This is a genomic window from Rhodococcus sp. IEGM 1305 (genome assembly GCF_030058635.1).
Taxonomy (GTDB): domain Bacteria; phylum Actinomycetota; class Actinomycetes; order Mycobacteriales; family Mycobacteriaceae; genus Rhodococcus_F; species Rhodococcus_F opacus_D.
This window is the reverse complement of the sequence record NZ_JASHKX010000029.1, coordinates 24553-40220: the sequence shown is the minus strand read 5'-3', so window position 1 is coordinate 40220 and position 15668 is coordinate 24553. Positions and strand designations below refer to the sequence as shown.

Annotated in this window: 19 protein-coding genes; 14 read left to right on the top strand and 5 right to left on the bottom strand. The window is 66.8% G+C overall.

The features are described 5' to 3' along the window. Positions 1-134: 134 nt before the first annotated feature. Positions 135-740 carry a TetR/AcrR family transcriptional regulator gene (locus tag QM693_RS28325; RefSeq protein ID WP_283353977.1) on the bottom strand — a complete coding sequence of 202 codons (606 nt, stop codon included), beginning with the start codon at positions 738-740 and terminating at the stop codon, positions 135-137. A 201-nt stretch (positions 741-941) separates the two neighbouring features. Here QM693_RS28325 and QM693_RS28320 point away from each other — a divergent pair, with 201 nt between their 5' ends. From QM693_RS28320 to QM693_RS28290, 7 genes are all read left to right on the top strand, one after another. Beyond that, the gene (locus tag QM693_RS28320; RefSeq protein WP_283353976.1) at positions 942-1421 is read left to right on the top strand and encodes a nuclear transport factor 2 family protein; all 480 of its coding nucleotides are present in this window, start codon (positions 942-944) and stop codon (positions 1419-1421) included. Further along, positions 1418-1771, top strand: coding sequence for a DUF485 domain-containing protein (locus tag QM693_RS28315; protein WP_283353975.1), 354 nt, complete (start codon positions 1418-1420; stop codon positions 1769-1771). The genes QM693_RS28320 and QM693_RS28315 overlap by 4 nt, the downstream gene beginning before the upstream one ends. Beyond that, the gene (locus QM693_RS28310) at positions 1768-3372 is read left to right on the top strand and encodes a solute symporter family protein (RefSeq protein WP_283353974.1); all 1605 of its coding nucleotides are present in this window, start codon (positions 1768-1770) and stop codon (positions 3370-3372) included. Before QM693_RS28315 ends, QM693_RS28310 begins: the two co-directional genes overlap by 4 nt. A 141-nt stretch (positions 3373-3513) precedes the next feature. Continuing rightward, complete coding sequence (locus QM693_RS28305) at positions 3514-3984, top strand: nuclear transport factor 2 family protein (protein WP_283333712.1); 471 nt, start codon at positions 3514-3516, stop codon at positions 3982-3984. A gap of 20 nt (positions 3985-4004) precedes the next feature. After that, on the top strand, positions 4005-4577 hold the full coding sequence (locus tag QM693_RS28300; protein WP_283353973.1) for an LmrA/YxaF family transcription factor: 573 nt from the start codon (positions 4005-4007) through the stop codon (positions 4575-4577). Between the two features lie 35 nt (positions 4578-4612). Next, a complete protein-coding gene (locus QM693_RS28295) occupies positions 4613-4936 on the top strand; it encodes a putative quinol monooxygenase (RefSeq protein WP_167115687.1) in 324 nt (107 codons plus the stop codon). Between the two features lie 52 nt (positions 4937-4988). After that, positions 4989-5687, top strand: a complete 699-nt coding sequence (locus QM693_RS28290; protein WP_283353972.1) for an HAD family hydrolase — start codon at positions 4989-4991, stop codon at positions 5685-5687. Positions 5688-5719: 32 nt separating this feature from the next. On the opposite strand, the gene QM693_RS28285 is transcribed toward QM693_RS28290, so the two are convergent. Then, on the bottom strand, positions 5720-6802 hold the full coding sequence (locus QM693_RS28285) for an NAD(P)H-dependent amine dehydrogenase family protein (protein WP_283353971.1): 1083 nt from the start codon (positions 6800-6802) through the stop codon (positions 5720-5722). Positions 6803-6922: 120 nt separating this feature from the next. On the opposite strand from QM693_RS28285, the gene QM693_RS28280 reads away from it, so the two are divergent. The 7 genes from QM693_RS28280 to QM693_RS28250 all read left to right on the top strand — a co-directional run bounded on the left by QM693_RS28280 (position 6923) and on the right by QM693_RS28250 (position 11437). Further along, positions 6923-7411 (top strand): GAF domain-containing protein, encoded by a 489-nt coding sequence (locus QM693_RS28280; protein ID WP_247250936.1) that lies wholly within the window; start codon positions 6923-6925, stop codon positions 7409-7411. A gap of 105 nt (positions 7412-7516) precedes the next feature. After that, positions 7517-7645, top strand: a complete 129-nt coding sequence (locus tag QM693_RS28275; protein WP_283353970.1) for a hypothetical protein — start codon at positions 7517-7519, stop codon at positions 7643-7645. Between the two features lie 249 nt (positions 7646-7894). Next, positions 7895-9175, top strand: a complete 1281-nt coding sequence (locus QM693_RS28270; protein ID WP_502942680.1) for an alkane 1-monooxygenase — start codon at positions 7895-7897, stop codon at positions 9173-9175. Then, positions 9175-9342 (top strand): rubredoxin, encoded by a 168-nt coding sequence (locus tag QM693_RS28265; RefSeq protein WP_005251085.1) that lies wholly within the window; start codon positions 9175-9177, stop codon positions 9340-9342. The genes QM693_RS28270 and QM693_RS28265 overlap by 1 nt, the downstream gene beginning before the upstream one ends. A gap of 1 nt (position 9343) precedes the next feature. Continuing rightward, the gene (locus QM693_RS28260) at positions 9344-9529 is read left to right on the top strand and encodes a rubredoxin (RefSeq protein WP_009475223.1); all 186 of its coding nucleotides are present in this window, start codon (positions 9344-9346) and stop codon (positions 9527-9529) included. Beyond that, positions 9526-10800 carry an NAD(P)/FAD-dependent oxidoreductase gene (locus QM693_RS28255; RefSeq protein WP_283353968.1) on the top strand — a complete coding sequence of 425 codons (1275 nt, stop codon included), beginning with the start codon at positions 9526-9528 and terminating at the stop codon, positions 10798-10800. The genes QM693_RS28260 and QM693_RS28255 overlap by 4 nt, the downstream gene beginning before the upstream one ends. A gap of 10 nt (positions 10801-10810) precedes the next feature. Next, positions 10811-11437, top strand: a complete 627-nt coding sequence (locus tag QM693_RS28250; protein WP_283353967.1) for a TetR/AcrR family transcriptional regulator — start codon at positions 10811-10813, stop codon at positions 11435-11437. Positions 11438-11468: 31 nt separating this feature from the next. On the opposite strand, the gene QM693_RS28245 is transcribed toward QM693_RS28250, so the two are convergent. From QM693_RS28245 to QM693_RS28235, 3 genes are all read right to left on the bottom strand, one after another. After that, the gene (locus QM693_RS28245; protein ID WP_283353966.1) at positions 11469-12647 is read right to left on the bottom strand and encodes a 4-hydroxybenzoate 3-monooxygenase; all 1179 of its coding nucleotides are present in this window, start codon (positions 12645-12647) and stop codon (positions 11469-11471) included. Between the two features lie 91 nt (positions 12648-12738). Then, positions 12739-13476, bottom strand: a complete 738-nt coding sequence (locus QM693_RS28240; RefSeq protein ID WP_280780593.1) for an IclR family transcriptional regulator — start codon at positions 13474-13476, stop codon at positions 12739-12741. A gap of 16 nt (positions 13477-13492) precedes the next feature. Continuing rightward, positions 13493-15568 carry an acyltransferase family protein gene (locus QM693_RS28235; protein ID WP_283353965.1) on the bottom strand — a complete coding sequence of 692 codons (2076 nt, stop codon included), beginning with the start codon at positions 15566-15568 and terminating at the stop codon, positions 13493-13495. Between the last annotated feature and the right edge of the window lie 100 nt (positions 15569-15668).

Below are 15668 nucleotides of genomic sequence, written 5' to 3'. Positions count from 1 at the left end.
ACACTCCTCATCCACTCGAACTACGGGGCGCGTGACTCGGGGGAACTCGCGGTTCCACACTCGGATCACATTAACGCTTGTTCACCCAGTAGAGCACGGACGGGAACGCACCGTCAATGCCGAATCTCCCCGAGTCAGGCGGGACGGTATCCGACCAGGTTGAGCGCGTAGACGCCGTACGAGTCCGCGACCGTCTGCGCGGACAACGGTCCGTCCGGGCGGTACCAGAGCGCGATTCCCGCGCACATGGTGAGCACCGCAGTCACCGCCTGGTGAACATGGGGGACGTCGAAGTCACCACCCGCCACACCCGCCTCCGCGATGGTGACGAACAGGTGCTCCTGCGCGTCGCGCGAGCCCACGACCCGTTTGCGGTCCACCTCGTCGAGGTACCGCAGCTCGGTGTTCGCCACCAGGCAGGCTTGCTGATTGCGGGCGGTGTACAGCGAATGCGCGACCACCGCGGCCATCCACTGCTCCGCCGGCGCGGACCCCGCCTTCCGCAGAGCGGTCCGGGTGGCGGTGAACTGCTCGTCACTGGCCGACCGCAGAATCTCGACCAGGAGCTCGTCCTTGTTCTCGAAATGGTTGTACACGTTGGCGGCACTGCAGCCCGCACGTTTGGCGATGGTGCGCATGGTCGCCGCATGAAAGCCGGCGGTATAGAACTCCTCCAGCGCCGCGTCCAGGATCCGCTGCCGGACGGAGGGAATCACCGCACCGCTTGACCGAGTGTTCATCCCTCGGAGAGTAGGGGCCGCGCACAGCGTGGGCAACACCCCTGCAGAAAATGCAGCTCACCAGCCTTCACGCACGTCGATCGGGGTGACGGCGCACGGTATTGACCGACGGTAGCGCGTCCGTTATGGTCCACATCACGTGAACAACCGTTAATAACCAGTTCGCGCATTCCGCTCCTCACACCGTGGAGGTAAGCCACCTTGAGCACCCTCGAAGAACGAATCCGCCGCCTCGAAGACCTGGAGGCCATCCGGTACCTCGACGCGCAGTACTGCCGCCATCTCGACGACGGCAACTGGGACGCCCTGATGGATCTGTTCACCGACGACGGCGAATTCGACGGGCTGTCCAACCCGAAGGGCAAGAGCGAGATGCGGGCGTTCTTCGCCGGCCTCGCCCCTGGCGGGCTCACCGCGTTCTGGCATTTCATCACCAACCTGGAGATCGACCTCGACGGCGATCGCGCCACCGTCCGCTCGTTCCTGTGGCAGCCCTGTGTATCCGACGCCAACGCCTCCATCGCCGCCGGCCGCTACACGGACGAGGCCGTCAAAGTCGACGGCCGCTGGTTGTACCGCGTCAAGCAGGTGCGCTTCCACTACTTCGGTCCGCTCGCGGAGGGCTGGGACGAGAACCAGTTCGCACTCGACTCGGCGCGACGCGCGGCGGTGAACGCGTGACCACCGAGTCCCCCGCCACCGCGGCGAGCGCAGCCGTCTGGTCACCGATTCTCGTGTTGCCGGAGTTCGTCGAACTGCGGCGTCGACGCCGGGCGGTCACTGCCGGACTCGGCCTGATCGCGATCGCACTGTTCTCAGGCTTTCTCGTCGGATTCGCGTTCTTCCCCGAATCCCTCGGCGACAACTCGGCGTTCGGCATCCCCTTGTCGCTGTGGGTGGTCTTCTCCCAGTTCGCCGGCACCTGGGTGCTCGTGTACGCGTACTTCCGGCTTTCCCGAACCTATATCCAACCCGCAGCCGATGCCGCAGTCCGGGCCATCGCGCAACGTGATCAGGAGGTTGCCTCATGACCGGCGACGCCGATTTCCTCGCCATCGGCATCTGCGCTGCCGTCATCTCACTCACGCTGTGGGTGACATTCGCCGCATCGCGCCGAAGCCGAAGCGCCACCGGATTCTTCGCTGCGGGTCGCTCGATCACCGGCTGGCAGAACGGTTTCGCGATCGCCGGCGAATTCATTTCCGCCGGTAGCTTCCTGGGCACCACCGGCTTGATCTTCTACAAGGGCGTCGACGGCGCCGTCATTCTGTGCACGTCGGTGGTCTCCTTCCTCCCCGTCCTCTTCCTCCTCGCCGAGAAGATGCGGAACGTCGGAAAGTTCACGCTCGCGGATGTTCTGGTGTTCCGGACCGGCGCACGACGCGTCCGGGTGGTGGTTGCGCTCAGCACCATCGTCACCGGTACGTTCGTGCTGCTCGCCCAGCTCGTGGCGGCGGGTGTCCTGCTCGAGTCCGTCTCGGGGATCCCGTTCGGTCTCTCCGTCGTGGTGGCCGGATCACTCATGGGCATCTACGTCTTCGTCGGCGGAATGCTGGCGACCACGTGGGTTCAGGTGATCAAGTCGTCCATCCTGTCGATCCTGGCGATCGTGGTGTGCCTCGGGATCCTCGCGAAGTTCGGCTTCAGCGTCCCCGGCATGCTCGGGGCGGCAACCTCGAACGCCGCGGCCGGAGATGCCATCCTCTCGCCGGGTCTGATCTTCGGGCAGACCGGTGCGATCAACCTGATCTCGTACTCCCTGGCGTTCGCGCTCGGCACGGCCGGTATGGCGCACATCCTGATTCGCTTCTTCACCGTCCCCGAGGCCGCGACCGCCCGGAAGTCACTGGGCTGGACCGTCGCGCTGTGCAGCATCTTCTACCTGATCGTCATCGTCATGGGCTTCGGCACCGCCGCGCTTCTCGGTCCCGACGGGGCGGATCGTGTCGGCGCCGGCGGCAATCTCGCGGCACCCACGCTGGTCACGGAACTCGGCGGAGGCGTCGGCACCATCGGTGGTTCGATCGCGCTGGCCATGGTGGCTGCCGTCGCGTTCGCGAGCATCGTCGCCGTCGTCGCGGGCGTCGTGATCTCGGCTGCGGGAACGTTCGCCCACGACGTGTGGCCCACCCTCACCCGCCGGAAGTCGGCCGACGCCGGCACGGAGACTGCGGATGCCCGCGAGGCGACGATCGCCCGGTATGCGGCGGTCGCGTTCAGCGTCGCCGCGATCGGACTGACGATGGCAATCGGCGACACTACAAATATCACCTACTTCATGGGTATGGCCTTCATGGTCGCAGGCAGTGCGCACCTGCCCAGCCTGCTGCTCAGTCTCAACTGGCGGCGGTTCAACAGCACAGGCGCCGTGTGGGGCATCTCCGTCGGATTAGCATCCACCGTGGTCAGCCTGATGTTCACGGAGGCGCTCTGGCTGGGTAGTGGACCGGCGCCGCTGACCATTCAGTTGCCGGTGATCATCACGATGCCGCTCGGGCTCGCCGCCGCCGTGATCGGCTCCCTCGCCGGCGAACGCCTTCACGGCCGTTCGGCAGATCGAGACGAGAAGTTCGCCGAGATGCTGGTGCGCGCCGAGACCGGTATCGGCGCGGAACTCGCAGAGGCGCACTAGGTTTCACGCTCGGCCGATGCCCCCGCCGTCACGGCGGGGGCATCGGCCGTGACGTGTGTCCGGCGCCACCCTGGACAGCACTTGTACCTATCGGTACAGTCTGTACTGAAAGGTACAAGAACTCCCGAAGGAGCGCCCACCATGTCCGTTCGCCCACCCGCACCCCCGTTCACACTCGACACCGCGATCGCGAAGGTCCGCGCCGCCGAGGACGGCTGGAATTCCCGTGATCCCGAGAAGGTCGCGCAGGCTTACACCGAGGACAGTTGGTGGCGCAATCGGTCCACCTTTCTGCAGGGGCGCCGCGAGATCGTCGACTTCCTCGCCGGGAAGTGGGACCGCGAACTGGAATACCGTCTGATCAAGGAACTGTGGGCGCACGACGGGAATCGGATCGCGGTCCGGTTCGCGTACGAGTTCCACGACACCGACGGGCAGTGGTTCCGCGCGTACGGCAACGAGAACTGGCAGTTCGACGACAACGGTCTGATGCGGTGGCGTCACGCCAGCATCAACGACGTGCCGATCGACGAATCCGACCGCAAGTTCTTCTGGGACATGTCCGGCGTGCGACCGTCGGATCATCCCGGACTGAGCGATCTCGGCCTCTGACCGCCACACGAGGAGTAGTCATGCCCCGAGCAGTAGCCGAGCGCGGCGACGTCGTCCCCGTGCTGGCGGAGGTGTTCCGATCCCACGGGTTCGACGGCGCGAGCCTGGCCGTCATCACCGAGCACACGGGACTCGGCAAAGGCAGCCTGTACAACTTCTTCCCTCGCGGCAAGGACGAGATGGCCGAGGCCGTCCTCGACGAGGTCGACGCCTGGTTCCAGACCGCCGTATACCTGCCGCTGCGCCGGTCCGAGCCCGCCGCCGCCCGCCTGGAGCGGATGTTCGACGAGGTCGAGACGTACTTCCGGTCGGGACGCCGAATCTGCCTGTTCGGCGCGTTCGCGCTCGGCCTCGAACGCGACCGCTTCGCCCACCGCGTCCGCGCCTACTTCACCGACTGGGTCGATTCGCTCGCCGGCGCCCTCGCCGACGCCGGCCACGGCAGGCAGTCGCGGCCGCTCGCCGAGGAGGTCGTCGCGGGTATCCAGGGCGCGCTCGTCCTCGCGCGTGCCCTGGACGACCCTGACAGCTTCACGCGCATCCTCACCCGGCTACGCCGCTCGGTCGGGGATCCGACGACATCGCGCGCGTAGGATTCGAATGCGTCAACTCGAGAAGTGAGGCAGCCGTGATCTTCATCGTCGTCAACTTCACCGTGAAACCGGACCACGCGGACGGCTGGCTCGACCTGGTGCAGCCGTTCACCGACGCGACCCGAAACGAACCGGGCAACCTGTGGTTCTACTGGTCGCGGGCGGTGGAGGATCCGAACCTGTACGTCCTCGTCGAGGCATTCCGTGACGACGACGCCGCCGTCGCCCACGTGCAGAGCGAGCACTTCCAGAACGCCTTGCGCGAGTTGAAACCCGCCCTCGCGCAGACGCCGCGGATCATCAACACCACGATCGACGGCACCGAGTGGTCGCTGATGGGTGAACTCGAAGTCGACTGACCCCGTCCGGCTTCACCCTGAAGTCGCGTGCACCGCGCGTTAGCCTGGAAACGTGGCTTCCGATCTCACCGAATTCGACGCAGTGATCTTCGACTTCTCCGGCACGCTGTTCCGGCTGGAGGAGGACGACAGCTGGATGGCCGACCTCACCGACCACGACGGTGAGCCGTTCGACCTCCACCAGCAGGCCGAGTTGATGCGGCGCATGACGGCGCCCGTCGGCCAGACCGTCGAGATGGACGCGGCCGAGCACCACGCGTGGACCAACCGCGACCTCGACCCTCGGTTCCACCGGCAGGCGTACCTCGACGTCCTGCGCAAGTCCGGGGTCGCACACGAGGACCAGGCGGTCGGACTGTACGAGCGGGTCATCGACCCGGGATGCTGGAGCGCATACCCCGACACCGCGGAAGTGCTTGCATCACTGAAGGACCGGGGAATCAAGGTCGCGGTGCTGAGCAACATCGCGTTCGACATCCGGCCCGCGTTCGCGGACCTGGGAGTCGAGCATCTCGTCGACGCGTTCGTGCTGTCGTTCGAGGTGGGTGCGATCAAACCGGACCCGAAGATCTTCGAGCACGCTCTCGCCGCACTCGGTTCCGAGCCCGAACGTACTCTGATGATCGGCGACAGCGAGGAAGCCGACGGTGCGGCACGAAAGGTGGGCTGCGCGTTCGCACTCGTCGAACCCGTTCCCCTCGCGGAGCGCCCGGACGGTCTCCGAACAGCCCTCGGCGCCTTCGACCTGTGAGTACTTATTAACCACGGGCGGTTAACAAGTACTCACGGGTGCGAAGCGCACAATCCGCGGCCGGTGACGAGAGGCAGATCGAGTGCGGTCACCAGCCCCGGCTTAGCCCCGACCACCGCGTGCACCGAATTCACCAGCCGCATCGCGGTGACGATCATCCCCGACACGTTGTGGTCGCCGTTTTCGCCGCGGTGGTTGAACTCGACGGTCATCATCGGCTCGCCCGTGATGTCGATGCGGTAGCACCCGTCGCCGCGGGTCGGTTTCGGCCAGTCCGGTTTCTGTTCGGGGTGGGTGCGGGTGACGTGCTCGAGGACCACACGCGGCACCCCGTCGACCGTGCCGACGACTTCGAACCGCACCGCCGCCGCCGTTCCCTTCGCGATGTGGCACGACAGAATGTCCAGATCCTGCTCGGCGGGGATGCGTTCGAATTTCTCCACGAGCGGTTCGTCGAGCGTGAGGTCCAGTCCCGCGGCGATCTGGCGGACGACGCTCCCCCACGCCAGCGACAGCACGCCCGGCTGGAACAGCATCGGCGTCTCCTCGACAGGTTTGCCGAAACCGAAGATTTCGGTCATCACCACCGGCTGGTAGTAGGTGGAGTAGTCGGCGATCTCGGCGCAGCGCACCTCGTCGATCCGCTGCGACAGGCTCGTCATGGCCAGCGGCAGAATGTCGTTCGCGAATCCGGGGTCGATACCGTTCACGTGGAGGCTCGCGTCTCCCTGCTCGCCGGCGCGGTGGATGCGGTCGACGAGTTCGTCCGGGACCACACCGATCGGGTACTGCAACAGAACGGGTCCCGAGGACACGACGTTGATGCCCGCCTCGAGGAAGGAGATCAGGTCCTCGATGGCGTCGAAGATGCGGTCGTCCGTCATCGCGGTGTGCACGATGCAGTCCGGCTTCAGGGCGAGAAGTGCCGCTTTGTCGTCGGTCGCCGCCACGCCGAGTTCTCTTCCGAGACCGGCCAGCTCCCCGGCGTCCTTCCCGACCTTCTCCGGATTGGACACCCACACGCCGACCAGTTCGAGGTCGTCGCGGGCGTCGATCCCTGCGATGGCGTGACGCCCGACCGTACCGGTGGACCATTCGACGACGCGGTATCTCATGAGTTCTCTCCGAGTTCCAGAAGTAGCACCCCTCCCGCGAATGTAACAGGTTCTAGTTTACCGGGTGGACGATTGCCGAATAGTGCTATCGCGGTTCGGCGTCAGGGAGAATCCATACGTATGACACCCACGGACGTCTACCGCGCACCGATGCGTTCCCGTCGCGACGACGTGGACCCAGGGCTCGCGGTGCAGCGCGCGCTCGCGATGGACGTGTGTGGAATCGGCGGGTTGCTGGCCCCACCTCCCGTCGATCTGAGTGAGGCGCTCGACGCGACCGAGCGCACCTACGGTGATCCGGCCGCACGCCGGCTCGAACGCTTCACGCAGGTGCTGGACGGATCGTTCGTCTGGTCGCGTGACGCCGACGGGCTCTACCTCCTCGGCCGGATCGACGGTCCGTGGCGCTACGACTCGAGTCCGGAGGCCGCGGCTGTGGATCTGGTGCACCTCCGAGACTGCGAGTGGCTCGACGTACCCGTCGCCGAGCTCGACGTACCGCCCGCGACCGTGCACACCTTCGCCCGCGGTGGACGCAACTTCCAGCAGACCCACCACCCTGACATCGCCGAGCAGACGCGGCGCGTGTGGGACCGCGGAAGGCGGTGACCCGACGCGCCGCGCCGAACGTGGCTGTCCGACCTCCCCGCCGTCGTCGAAACGCTGAGTCGGGAGTGGTCGCTGGACGTCGGTCGCCCGTTCCAGCCGGGCGGCGTGACGTCCTGGACGGCGCCCGCGCTCGACCACCGCGTGCTCGGCCACACCACGGCGCTGCTCCTCGAAGCCTGCGAACCCGGCACCCTGGCACATTGCCGCGATGCTCCGCCCGTGAGTACTTATTAACCGCCCGTGGTTAATAAGTACTCACAGGCGGAGCTACCAGCGGTACCCGAGCAGGCCCAGGACGAATTCGAGCCAGTCGGGAAGTCCGGGGTCGCGGAACATCGAGGGCCTCCTCAGCACGGTGTAACGGTGTCGACCTGTCTATCGGCACCGAAGACCCCGGCGTTAGAGCACTGCATCTCGTCGGATTTACAAATCTTCATATTTGTCTAGCCTCTGGATCTAAGTCCGTGTACTGTCCAAGTGAGAGTGAGCTGGTTCATACCGGCACGGCTACTGGACGAGGAGGTTCGGATCGTGACGACGACGAATGTCGGCAGGATTTCAGGAGAGGCGCCACCGGAAGCGTGGCGTGACCGCAAGCGCTACCTGTGGTTGATGGGATTGATTCCCCCGACCGCAGTGTTCCTCGCTGCGGGGCTCGTGTGGGCTTTCAACCAATTGGGATGGTCGGCGGCTGCTCCGGTGTGGTGGTGGATCGGCGCCCTGCTGTTGTTCGGACTGCTTCCGCTCCTCGACAGGTTCTTCGGGCCCGACGGCCAGAACCCGCCCGAGGAAGTGATGGAACAGCTCGAGAACGACAGGTACTACCGGTACTGCACCTACGTGTTCATCCCGTTCCAGATGGCGAGCCTGGTGTTCGCGTGCTACCTCTGGTCGGCGGACAACCTCTCCTGGCTCGGCATCGACGGCGGCCTCGGGCTGGTGTCGAAGGTCGGCGTCGCGTTCAGCGTCGCCGTCATGGGCGGCATCGGCATCAACACCGCACACGAGATGGGCCACAAGAAGACCGAGCTCGAACGGTGGCTGGCCAAGATCACTCTCGCGCAGACCTTCTACGGTCACTTCTACATCGAGCACAACCGGGGCCACCACGTTCGGGTTGCCACGCCGGAGGATCCGGCGAGTTCACGCTTCGGCGAGAGCTTCTGGACGTTCCTGCCCCGCAGCGTCTGGGGAAGCCTGAAGTCGTCCTGGGAGCTCGAGAAGACGCGGATGCAGCGACTCGGCAAGAGCACGTGGAGCATTCACAACGACGTACTCAATGCCTGGCTCATGTCGGTAGTGCTGTTCGGTGTGCTCATCACCGTCTTCGGTCCGGTCGTCATCCCGTTCCTGATCATTCAGGCGGTCTACGGTTTCTCTCTCCTCGAGACGGTCAACTACCTCGAGCACTACGGCTTGATGCGTCAGAAGACCGCCAGCGGCCGCTACGAGCGCTGCGCTCCCGCACACAGCTGGAACTCCGACCACATCGTCACCAACATCTTCCTCTACCACCTGCAGCGCCACAGCGACCATCACGCGAACCCGACCAGGCGGTACCAGACGCTCCGGAGCATGGACGGCGCCCCCAACCTGCCCAGCGGCTACGCCAGCATGATCACGCTCGCGTACTTCCCGCCGCTCTGGCGCAAGGTGATGGATCACCGCGTGCTCGACCACTACGACGGCGACATCACCCGTGTGAACATCCAACCCGGCAAGCGCGAGAAGGTGCTGGCCAAGTACAACGGCGGAGTTCGGTGATGGCCGCCTACCAGTGCCCGGTCTGCGACTACGTCTACGACGAGGCGTCCGGCGCACCCCGGGAGGGATTTCCCGCCGGCACCGCGTGGGCCGACGTGCCCGACGACTGGTGCTGCCCCGACTGCGGGGTCCGCGAAAAGATCGATTTCGACCCGAAGGTGGCGTGACATGAGTACCGATTTCAAGCTTTACCGCTGCGCCCAATGCGGATTCGAGTACGACGAGGCCGAGGGCTGGCCGGAGGACGGCATCGAGCCCGGCACCAGGTGGGACGATATTCCCGAGGACTGGTCGTGCCCCGACTGTGGGGCCGCCAAGGCGGACTTCGACATGGTCGAGGTCAGCCGGGCATGAGCGCAATGCCGAATCTCTCCACGGAACTGTCGACGGTGGTCATCGTCGGGTCCGGTATCGCAGGGGCGAGCGCCGCGCAGACGCTCCGGTCGGAAGGCTTCAGCGGGCGCGTCGTCCTGATCGGAGACGAACCCGCACCGCCGTATCGGCGGCCGACGGTGTCGAAGGACCTCCTGTCGGGTGCCACTGCCCCGGAGAAGGCCGCGCTGAAGCCGGACTCTTTCTGGAAGGAAAGAGATATCGAATTGATCACCGGTGCAACGGCAGTCGAACTCGACACCCGGCGGAAGTTGCTGACGCTCTCCTCCGGCGACACACTGCAGTTCAGTGCCCTGCTGCTCGCGACCGGTGGCCGGGCCCGAAAACTCGAGGGTGTCTCCGGTGCGCACGTCTTCACTCTGCGGTCGATGGCCGATGCCGATTCCCTTCGCGAGTCGATTCGGCGCACCGGTTCCCTGCTCGTGATTGGCGGGGGTCTCATCGGATGTGAGGTCGCGGCCACAGCGAGGTCGCTCGGCGCGGAGGTCACCGTCCTCGAACGAGACCCGTCGCTCCTCAGTCGAATTGTGCCCCCGGAAATCTCGACGATGATCGCGTCGCTGCACTCCGAGAACGGCGTCGACGTCTGCACGGATGTCGCACTGTCGTCGCTCGACGTGAGCGACGACGGCTCCGTCCGCGCCACCGCAGACGACGGTCGCAGCTGGAGTGCAGGCACCGTCCTCGTGTCGGTCGGCACCGTCCCCGAGGTGACGCTCGCGGTCGCGGCGGGACTGCGCGTCCACAACGGCATCACCGTCGATGAGCGGTTTCGCACCTCGGCCGACGGCGTCTACGCGGCCGGAGACGCCGCCAACCTCCCCGGTGCGCGTGTCTCCGAGCGTTTCCGTTCCGAACATTGGAACGGCGCTCAGGCACAGGGGATTGCCGCCGCGCACTCCATCCTCGGGAAACCCACGCCGTTCACCGACGTTCCGTGGGGATGGTCCACGCAGTACGGCCACAACGTGCAGTTCGCCGGCACGACCCGTTTCGACGACGACTACGTGATCCGCGGTTCGATCGACGATCGCGATTTCACAGCGGTCGCGGTGCGTGCGAGCACGCCGGTCGGGGTCATCGCCGTGGGCCGCCCGAAAGACCTCCGAACCGTGCGCACCATGATCGCCCGGGGCGGCACAGTCGACCGCGCCGCATTGGCGGACGAGTCGGTTGCTCTGACCGACGTGCTCGCCGGCGAGCGGGAAGGTCGGGTTCCGGCCGCCCGCTAGCATCGAGGTCATGTCCGCAGACGACCGCACCGAGCGACAGAGTCGATACCGGCTGGCCGCGACGTCGCTGATGCGGGAGACAACCCTCGATGCGCTCCGGGAACTGCTGCTCGAACGTCCCTGGCCGACAATCACCATGACCGACGTCGCGGTCGCCGCCGGGCTGAGCAGGCAGACGATCTACAAAGAGTTCCGCTCGCGGCGCGGCCTGGCGGAGGGGTACGCACTTCGGCTGACCGACAGCCTCGTCACCGTCATCGAATCCGCTCTGTACGAGAACCCCGGCGACGCGACAACTGCTCTGCGGGAAGGTTATGCGACGTTCTTCGAACTCAGCGGAGCCGATCCCCTGGTGATGTCGCTGCACCAGGGGAAGGCACCCGAGGATCTGCTGCGCCTGATCACGACGGACAGCAACATCATCATTCGTCCCGCGGCCGATCGGCTCGCAGTGACGTTGCAGCGGTCGTGGGTGAACTCGTCCCCGGACGATGCGGACATTATCGCGCACGCCATCGTCCGGCTCGCCTTGAGTTTCATCGCCAACCCACCCGAGGACACCGCGGCGGCGTCGGCGAACACCGCCCGGCTGTTCGCCCCGTTCGTTGCGGCTCCGCCACCCGTGAGTACTTATTAACCGCCCCACGTTAATAAGTACTCACGGGGTGTCAGCCCAGCGGGGTGCCGACGTAGTTCTCGGCGATGAGGGTGCGGCCGGCGACGGAGCGGGTGACCATGTCGAGTTCGGCGACCTGCCGCTTGTGGCCGAATCCGGTGTCGTCGGGGAGTCGGTGCAGCATCGAGGACATCCACCAGGAGAAGTGCTGGGTCCGCCACACGCGTGGGAGGACGCTGTCGGTGTAACCCTCGAGCCCGGCCCGGCTGCGGGTGGCGAAGTATTCGGCCATCGCCTTGGAGAGGAAGTACACGTCGGCGATCGCCAGGTTCATGCCCTTCGCGCCGGTGGGGGGCACGGTGTGGGCGGCGTCGCCGGCGAGGAAGAGGTTGCCGTGCTGCATGGGTTCGCACACGAAGCTGCGGAACTGCAGGATCGACTTCTGGAAGATCTTGCCGTCCTTGATCTCCGCGCCTTCGCCGTCGACGCGGGCGTGCAGTTCCGACCAGATGCGGTCGTCGGACCAGCTGTCGATGGAGTCGTCCGGGTCGACCTGCAGGTAGTGCCGCTGGACCTCCGGGGTGCGGGTGCTGATGAGCGCGAAGCCGCGGGGGTGGTTGGCGTAGATCAGTTCCTCGGACGACGGCGGGGCCTCGGCGAGGATGCCGAACCAGGCGAACGGGTACTGGCGGAAGTGGTCGGTGCGCACGGTGGTCTCGGGGATGAGACCGCGGGTGGTGGTCCGCGAGCCGTCGCAACCGGCGACGAGCGCACAGGTGAGTGTCTGCTCGTTGCCGTCGGCGTCGAGGTAGGTGATCTTCGGGTTGTCGGACGTGTGGTCCAGAACCTGCACGTCGGAGACGCCGAAGCGGATGTCGCCGTCGTCTTCGAGACGCCGGGCGATGAGGTCTTTGAGGACCTCGTGCTGCGGGTAGACGGTGACGGCGCGGCCGCCGGTCAGTTCGTCGAAGTCGATGCGGTGGCCGCGGCCGCCGAACCGCAGTTCGATGCCGTGGTGGGTGAGTCCTTCACGCTTGACGCGGTCGCCGAGTCCGGTGTCGACCATCAGGTCGACGGTGTTCTGTTCGAGCACACCGGCCCGGATCGTGCCCTCCACCTCCTCGCGGGTGCGGCTTTCGAGCACGACGGAATCGATGCCCTTCAGGTGCAGGAGATGGGACAGCATCAGTCCTGCGGGACCCCCGCCGACGATCCCGACCTGTGTGTTCATGAGCAGACTCCTCGCGTAGTTCGTGACACCAGTCACTGTGCTGCCCGCCGTGTGATCGCAACACCCCCTCTTTCACTGAGTGAAAGACGAGCTACGCGACGCCGCGGGAAATGCCGCGTGCGGCCGCCCGCACCGCCGGGATCAGGGGCGCGGGATCCTTCTCCGCCGGAACCACGACGGACACCGCTGCCACCACCTCACCCGTCGACCGCGACACCGGCGCGGCCACGGCCAGCGTTCCGACGTTGAGGTGTTCGCGGCACGTGACCCAGCCGGTTCGGCGGATGTCGTCGAGGGTGCTGCGCAGGCGATGTTCGGTGGTGATGGTCGACGGGGTGAAGCGTTCGAGGCCCGCCGCGAGGACCTCGTCGAGCAGGTCCTTGCCGCCGAACGCCAACAGCACGAGGCCGCCGCTCGACGCGTGCAGCGGCAACCGGCCGCCGGCCCTCCCGACGACGGTCACGGCACCGCGCGCCGACAACCGTTCGATGTAGAGCGCCTCGAGATCTTCCCGGACCACGAGCTGGACGTTCTCACGCGTCGCCTCGTACAGGTCCTCGAGGTAGGGCAACGCCACCTGCCGCAATCCGTGGGCGCGGGGCGCGAGCGCACCCAACTCCCACAGCCGCACCCCGATCTCGTAGTGCCCGTCGTCGACGCGTTCGAGCGCGCCGTTGCCGACCAGTTGACGGCACAGCCGGTGCACCGTCGGCAGCGGCAGTCCGGTGCGCCGGCTCAGCTCCGACTGCGACAGCCGAGGGCGCTCCGAGGTGAACGAACCCAGCACCAGGAAGGCGCGTCCCAGCATGCTGCGGTCGTCTTCGGACATGCCGCCAGTATCCCGGTCACCACCAGCGGGTGGCCATGCCGATCTGACGGTCGAGTTCGGGGACGAGGCTCCGGACGTACGTCGCCGAGAGGTGATGCGAATCGTGGTACACGAGGATGTTTCCCTGCACCGCACGGCAGATCGCCACGTCACACACGGCGTCCGTGAGGTCGAGCGGATGCACCGACAGCAGGTCGCGGGCCGCCTCGAGCGTCGGGTTGTCCGGGGCCAGCACGTCGTCGCGGGGCATCCCGCAACTGTCCGCGTCGCCGCCGTCGGCGAGGCAGTCGACGACCGAATACGGGACGCCGTCGTTGTGCAGCCACGGCGTGTCGCGGATGCCGAGGAACGGGAGCCCGAAATCCGCCAGCCGCGCCCACAGGCCCACGTAGTCGTCGGGGGTGACGTCGCCGGCGCCCTCCTCGTTGGGCCTGGAGGACGTCGAGAACACCCAGTCCGGCCGGTGATCCCGGAGACGGTCGAGCACGTCGCGGGACCAGTCGCCGCACTCGGGATACGGCTCGCCGGCGAGCAGCGGGACGTCCGCGACGGTCAGCGGGCACCCCATCTTGAGGTACGTCTCGACCCGGATGCCGCGCTGTTGCCCGATGCGATCGAGCGCGGGCACCCAGTGCTCGGCGTGGGAACTGCCCACCACGGCGATCGTCCGGTCGGCGGTGAGGTCGCCGTACACGCAGGTGACGACGTCGCGGGTGCTCAGATCGGAGATGCAGCCGTCGAGGGTCGGCTGCGGAAGATCTCCCGACGCCTCGAGCAGGGTGGGTCGCATGTCCGTGCGCGGCGCGAACGCGCCGTCGGTCAACGACGCCGCGCCCGGGTACAGCCACGGGTCCAGCTCACCGACCCGGGCGGTCGTCTCGGGGTTGCGGACCAGATACACGTGCCAGCCGGACGCGGTCCCGACCACGGCGACGCCGAGGATCGCGACCAGCGCGGTCAGCGCTCGCCTCGGCCGGGCCGACCCGGTCTGGAACCGCGCTTCGATCAGCCGCTGGGTGAGCCACGCCAGCACCAGCGACACGAGGGTCACCGCGAGTCCGCCGAGCGCTCCGACCGCGGGCCGCTCCCGCCACGTGAGGTAGAAGATGAGGATCGGCCAGTGCCACAGGTACAGCGAATACGCCAGGCCACCGAGTTCGACGAACGGCCGCGACGCCATCATCGTCACGATCCCCGGCTGCTCGGACCGCCCGGCGCCCGCGAGGATCAGCGCCACCGCCGCGCCGACCGGGATCAGGGCCGCCGGTCCGGGGAACAGGGCGGCGCCGTCGACGAGGAACCCGCATCCGAGGACCACGGCGAAGCCCGACACCGCGAGGACGGTCCGCGACCACCGGGGCAGCGCGACCCGGTGCACGACGAGCGCGAGCAACGCCCCCGCGAGCAGCTCCCACAGTCGCGCGAACGTGTCGAAGTACGCCCACGACTGCCGGTCCTGCGACAGCACGGCCGCGTAGGCGAACGACGCCACCAACCCGAGAACGAGGACACCACCCAGCACGCGGCGGAGGAGGTCCGGTCGGCCGCGACGACGGCACGTCCACGCGATCCCGGCCACCACCGCGAGGGCGACCAGGTAGAACTGCCCCTGCACGGACATCGACCACAGGTGCTGCAGCGGACTGACCGACGCGTCGGCGGCGGCGTAGTCGGACGCCGTCCGGGCCAGCTGCCAGTTCTGCACGTACAGCAGTGACGCGAGGAGTTGGTCCGCAATCCCCGACCACTGCGTGAACGGCCGCTGGATCACCGTCACGACCGCGGTCGCGGCCGACACCACCACGAACGCGGGCAGCAGCCGGCGGGCGGTGCGCCGCAGGACGGCGGGAATCGACGGACCCGAATCCGCCCCGGCGCGTCGCACGAGCATGCCCGTGAAGAAGAACCCGGAGAGGACCAGGAAGATGTCGACGCCGCCGGACACCCGCCCGAACCACACGTGATAGACCACGACCAGCGCGATCGCGATTCCGCGCAGACCGTCGAGGTCGTACCGGTAACCGTTCACGGCCGACGGTGGCGCCGCGGCGTGGCTCGGACGGCTCGCAGCCACCTGGGGGTTGGGTCTCACAATCCGTCCTGGCTCATCGATTCGGTACCCGATCGATTATCCACACAGGCTTTACCAGTTCTTGACCTGCCGGGGCGTGGAGTAGCCGATGTTTGACAGG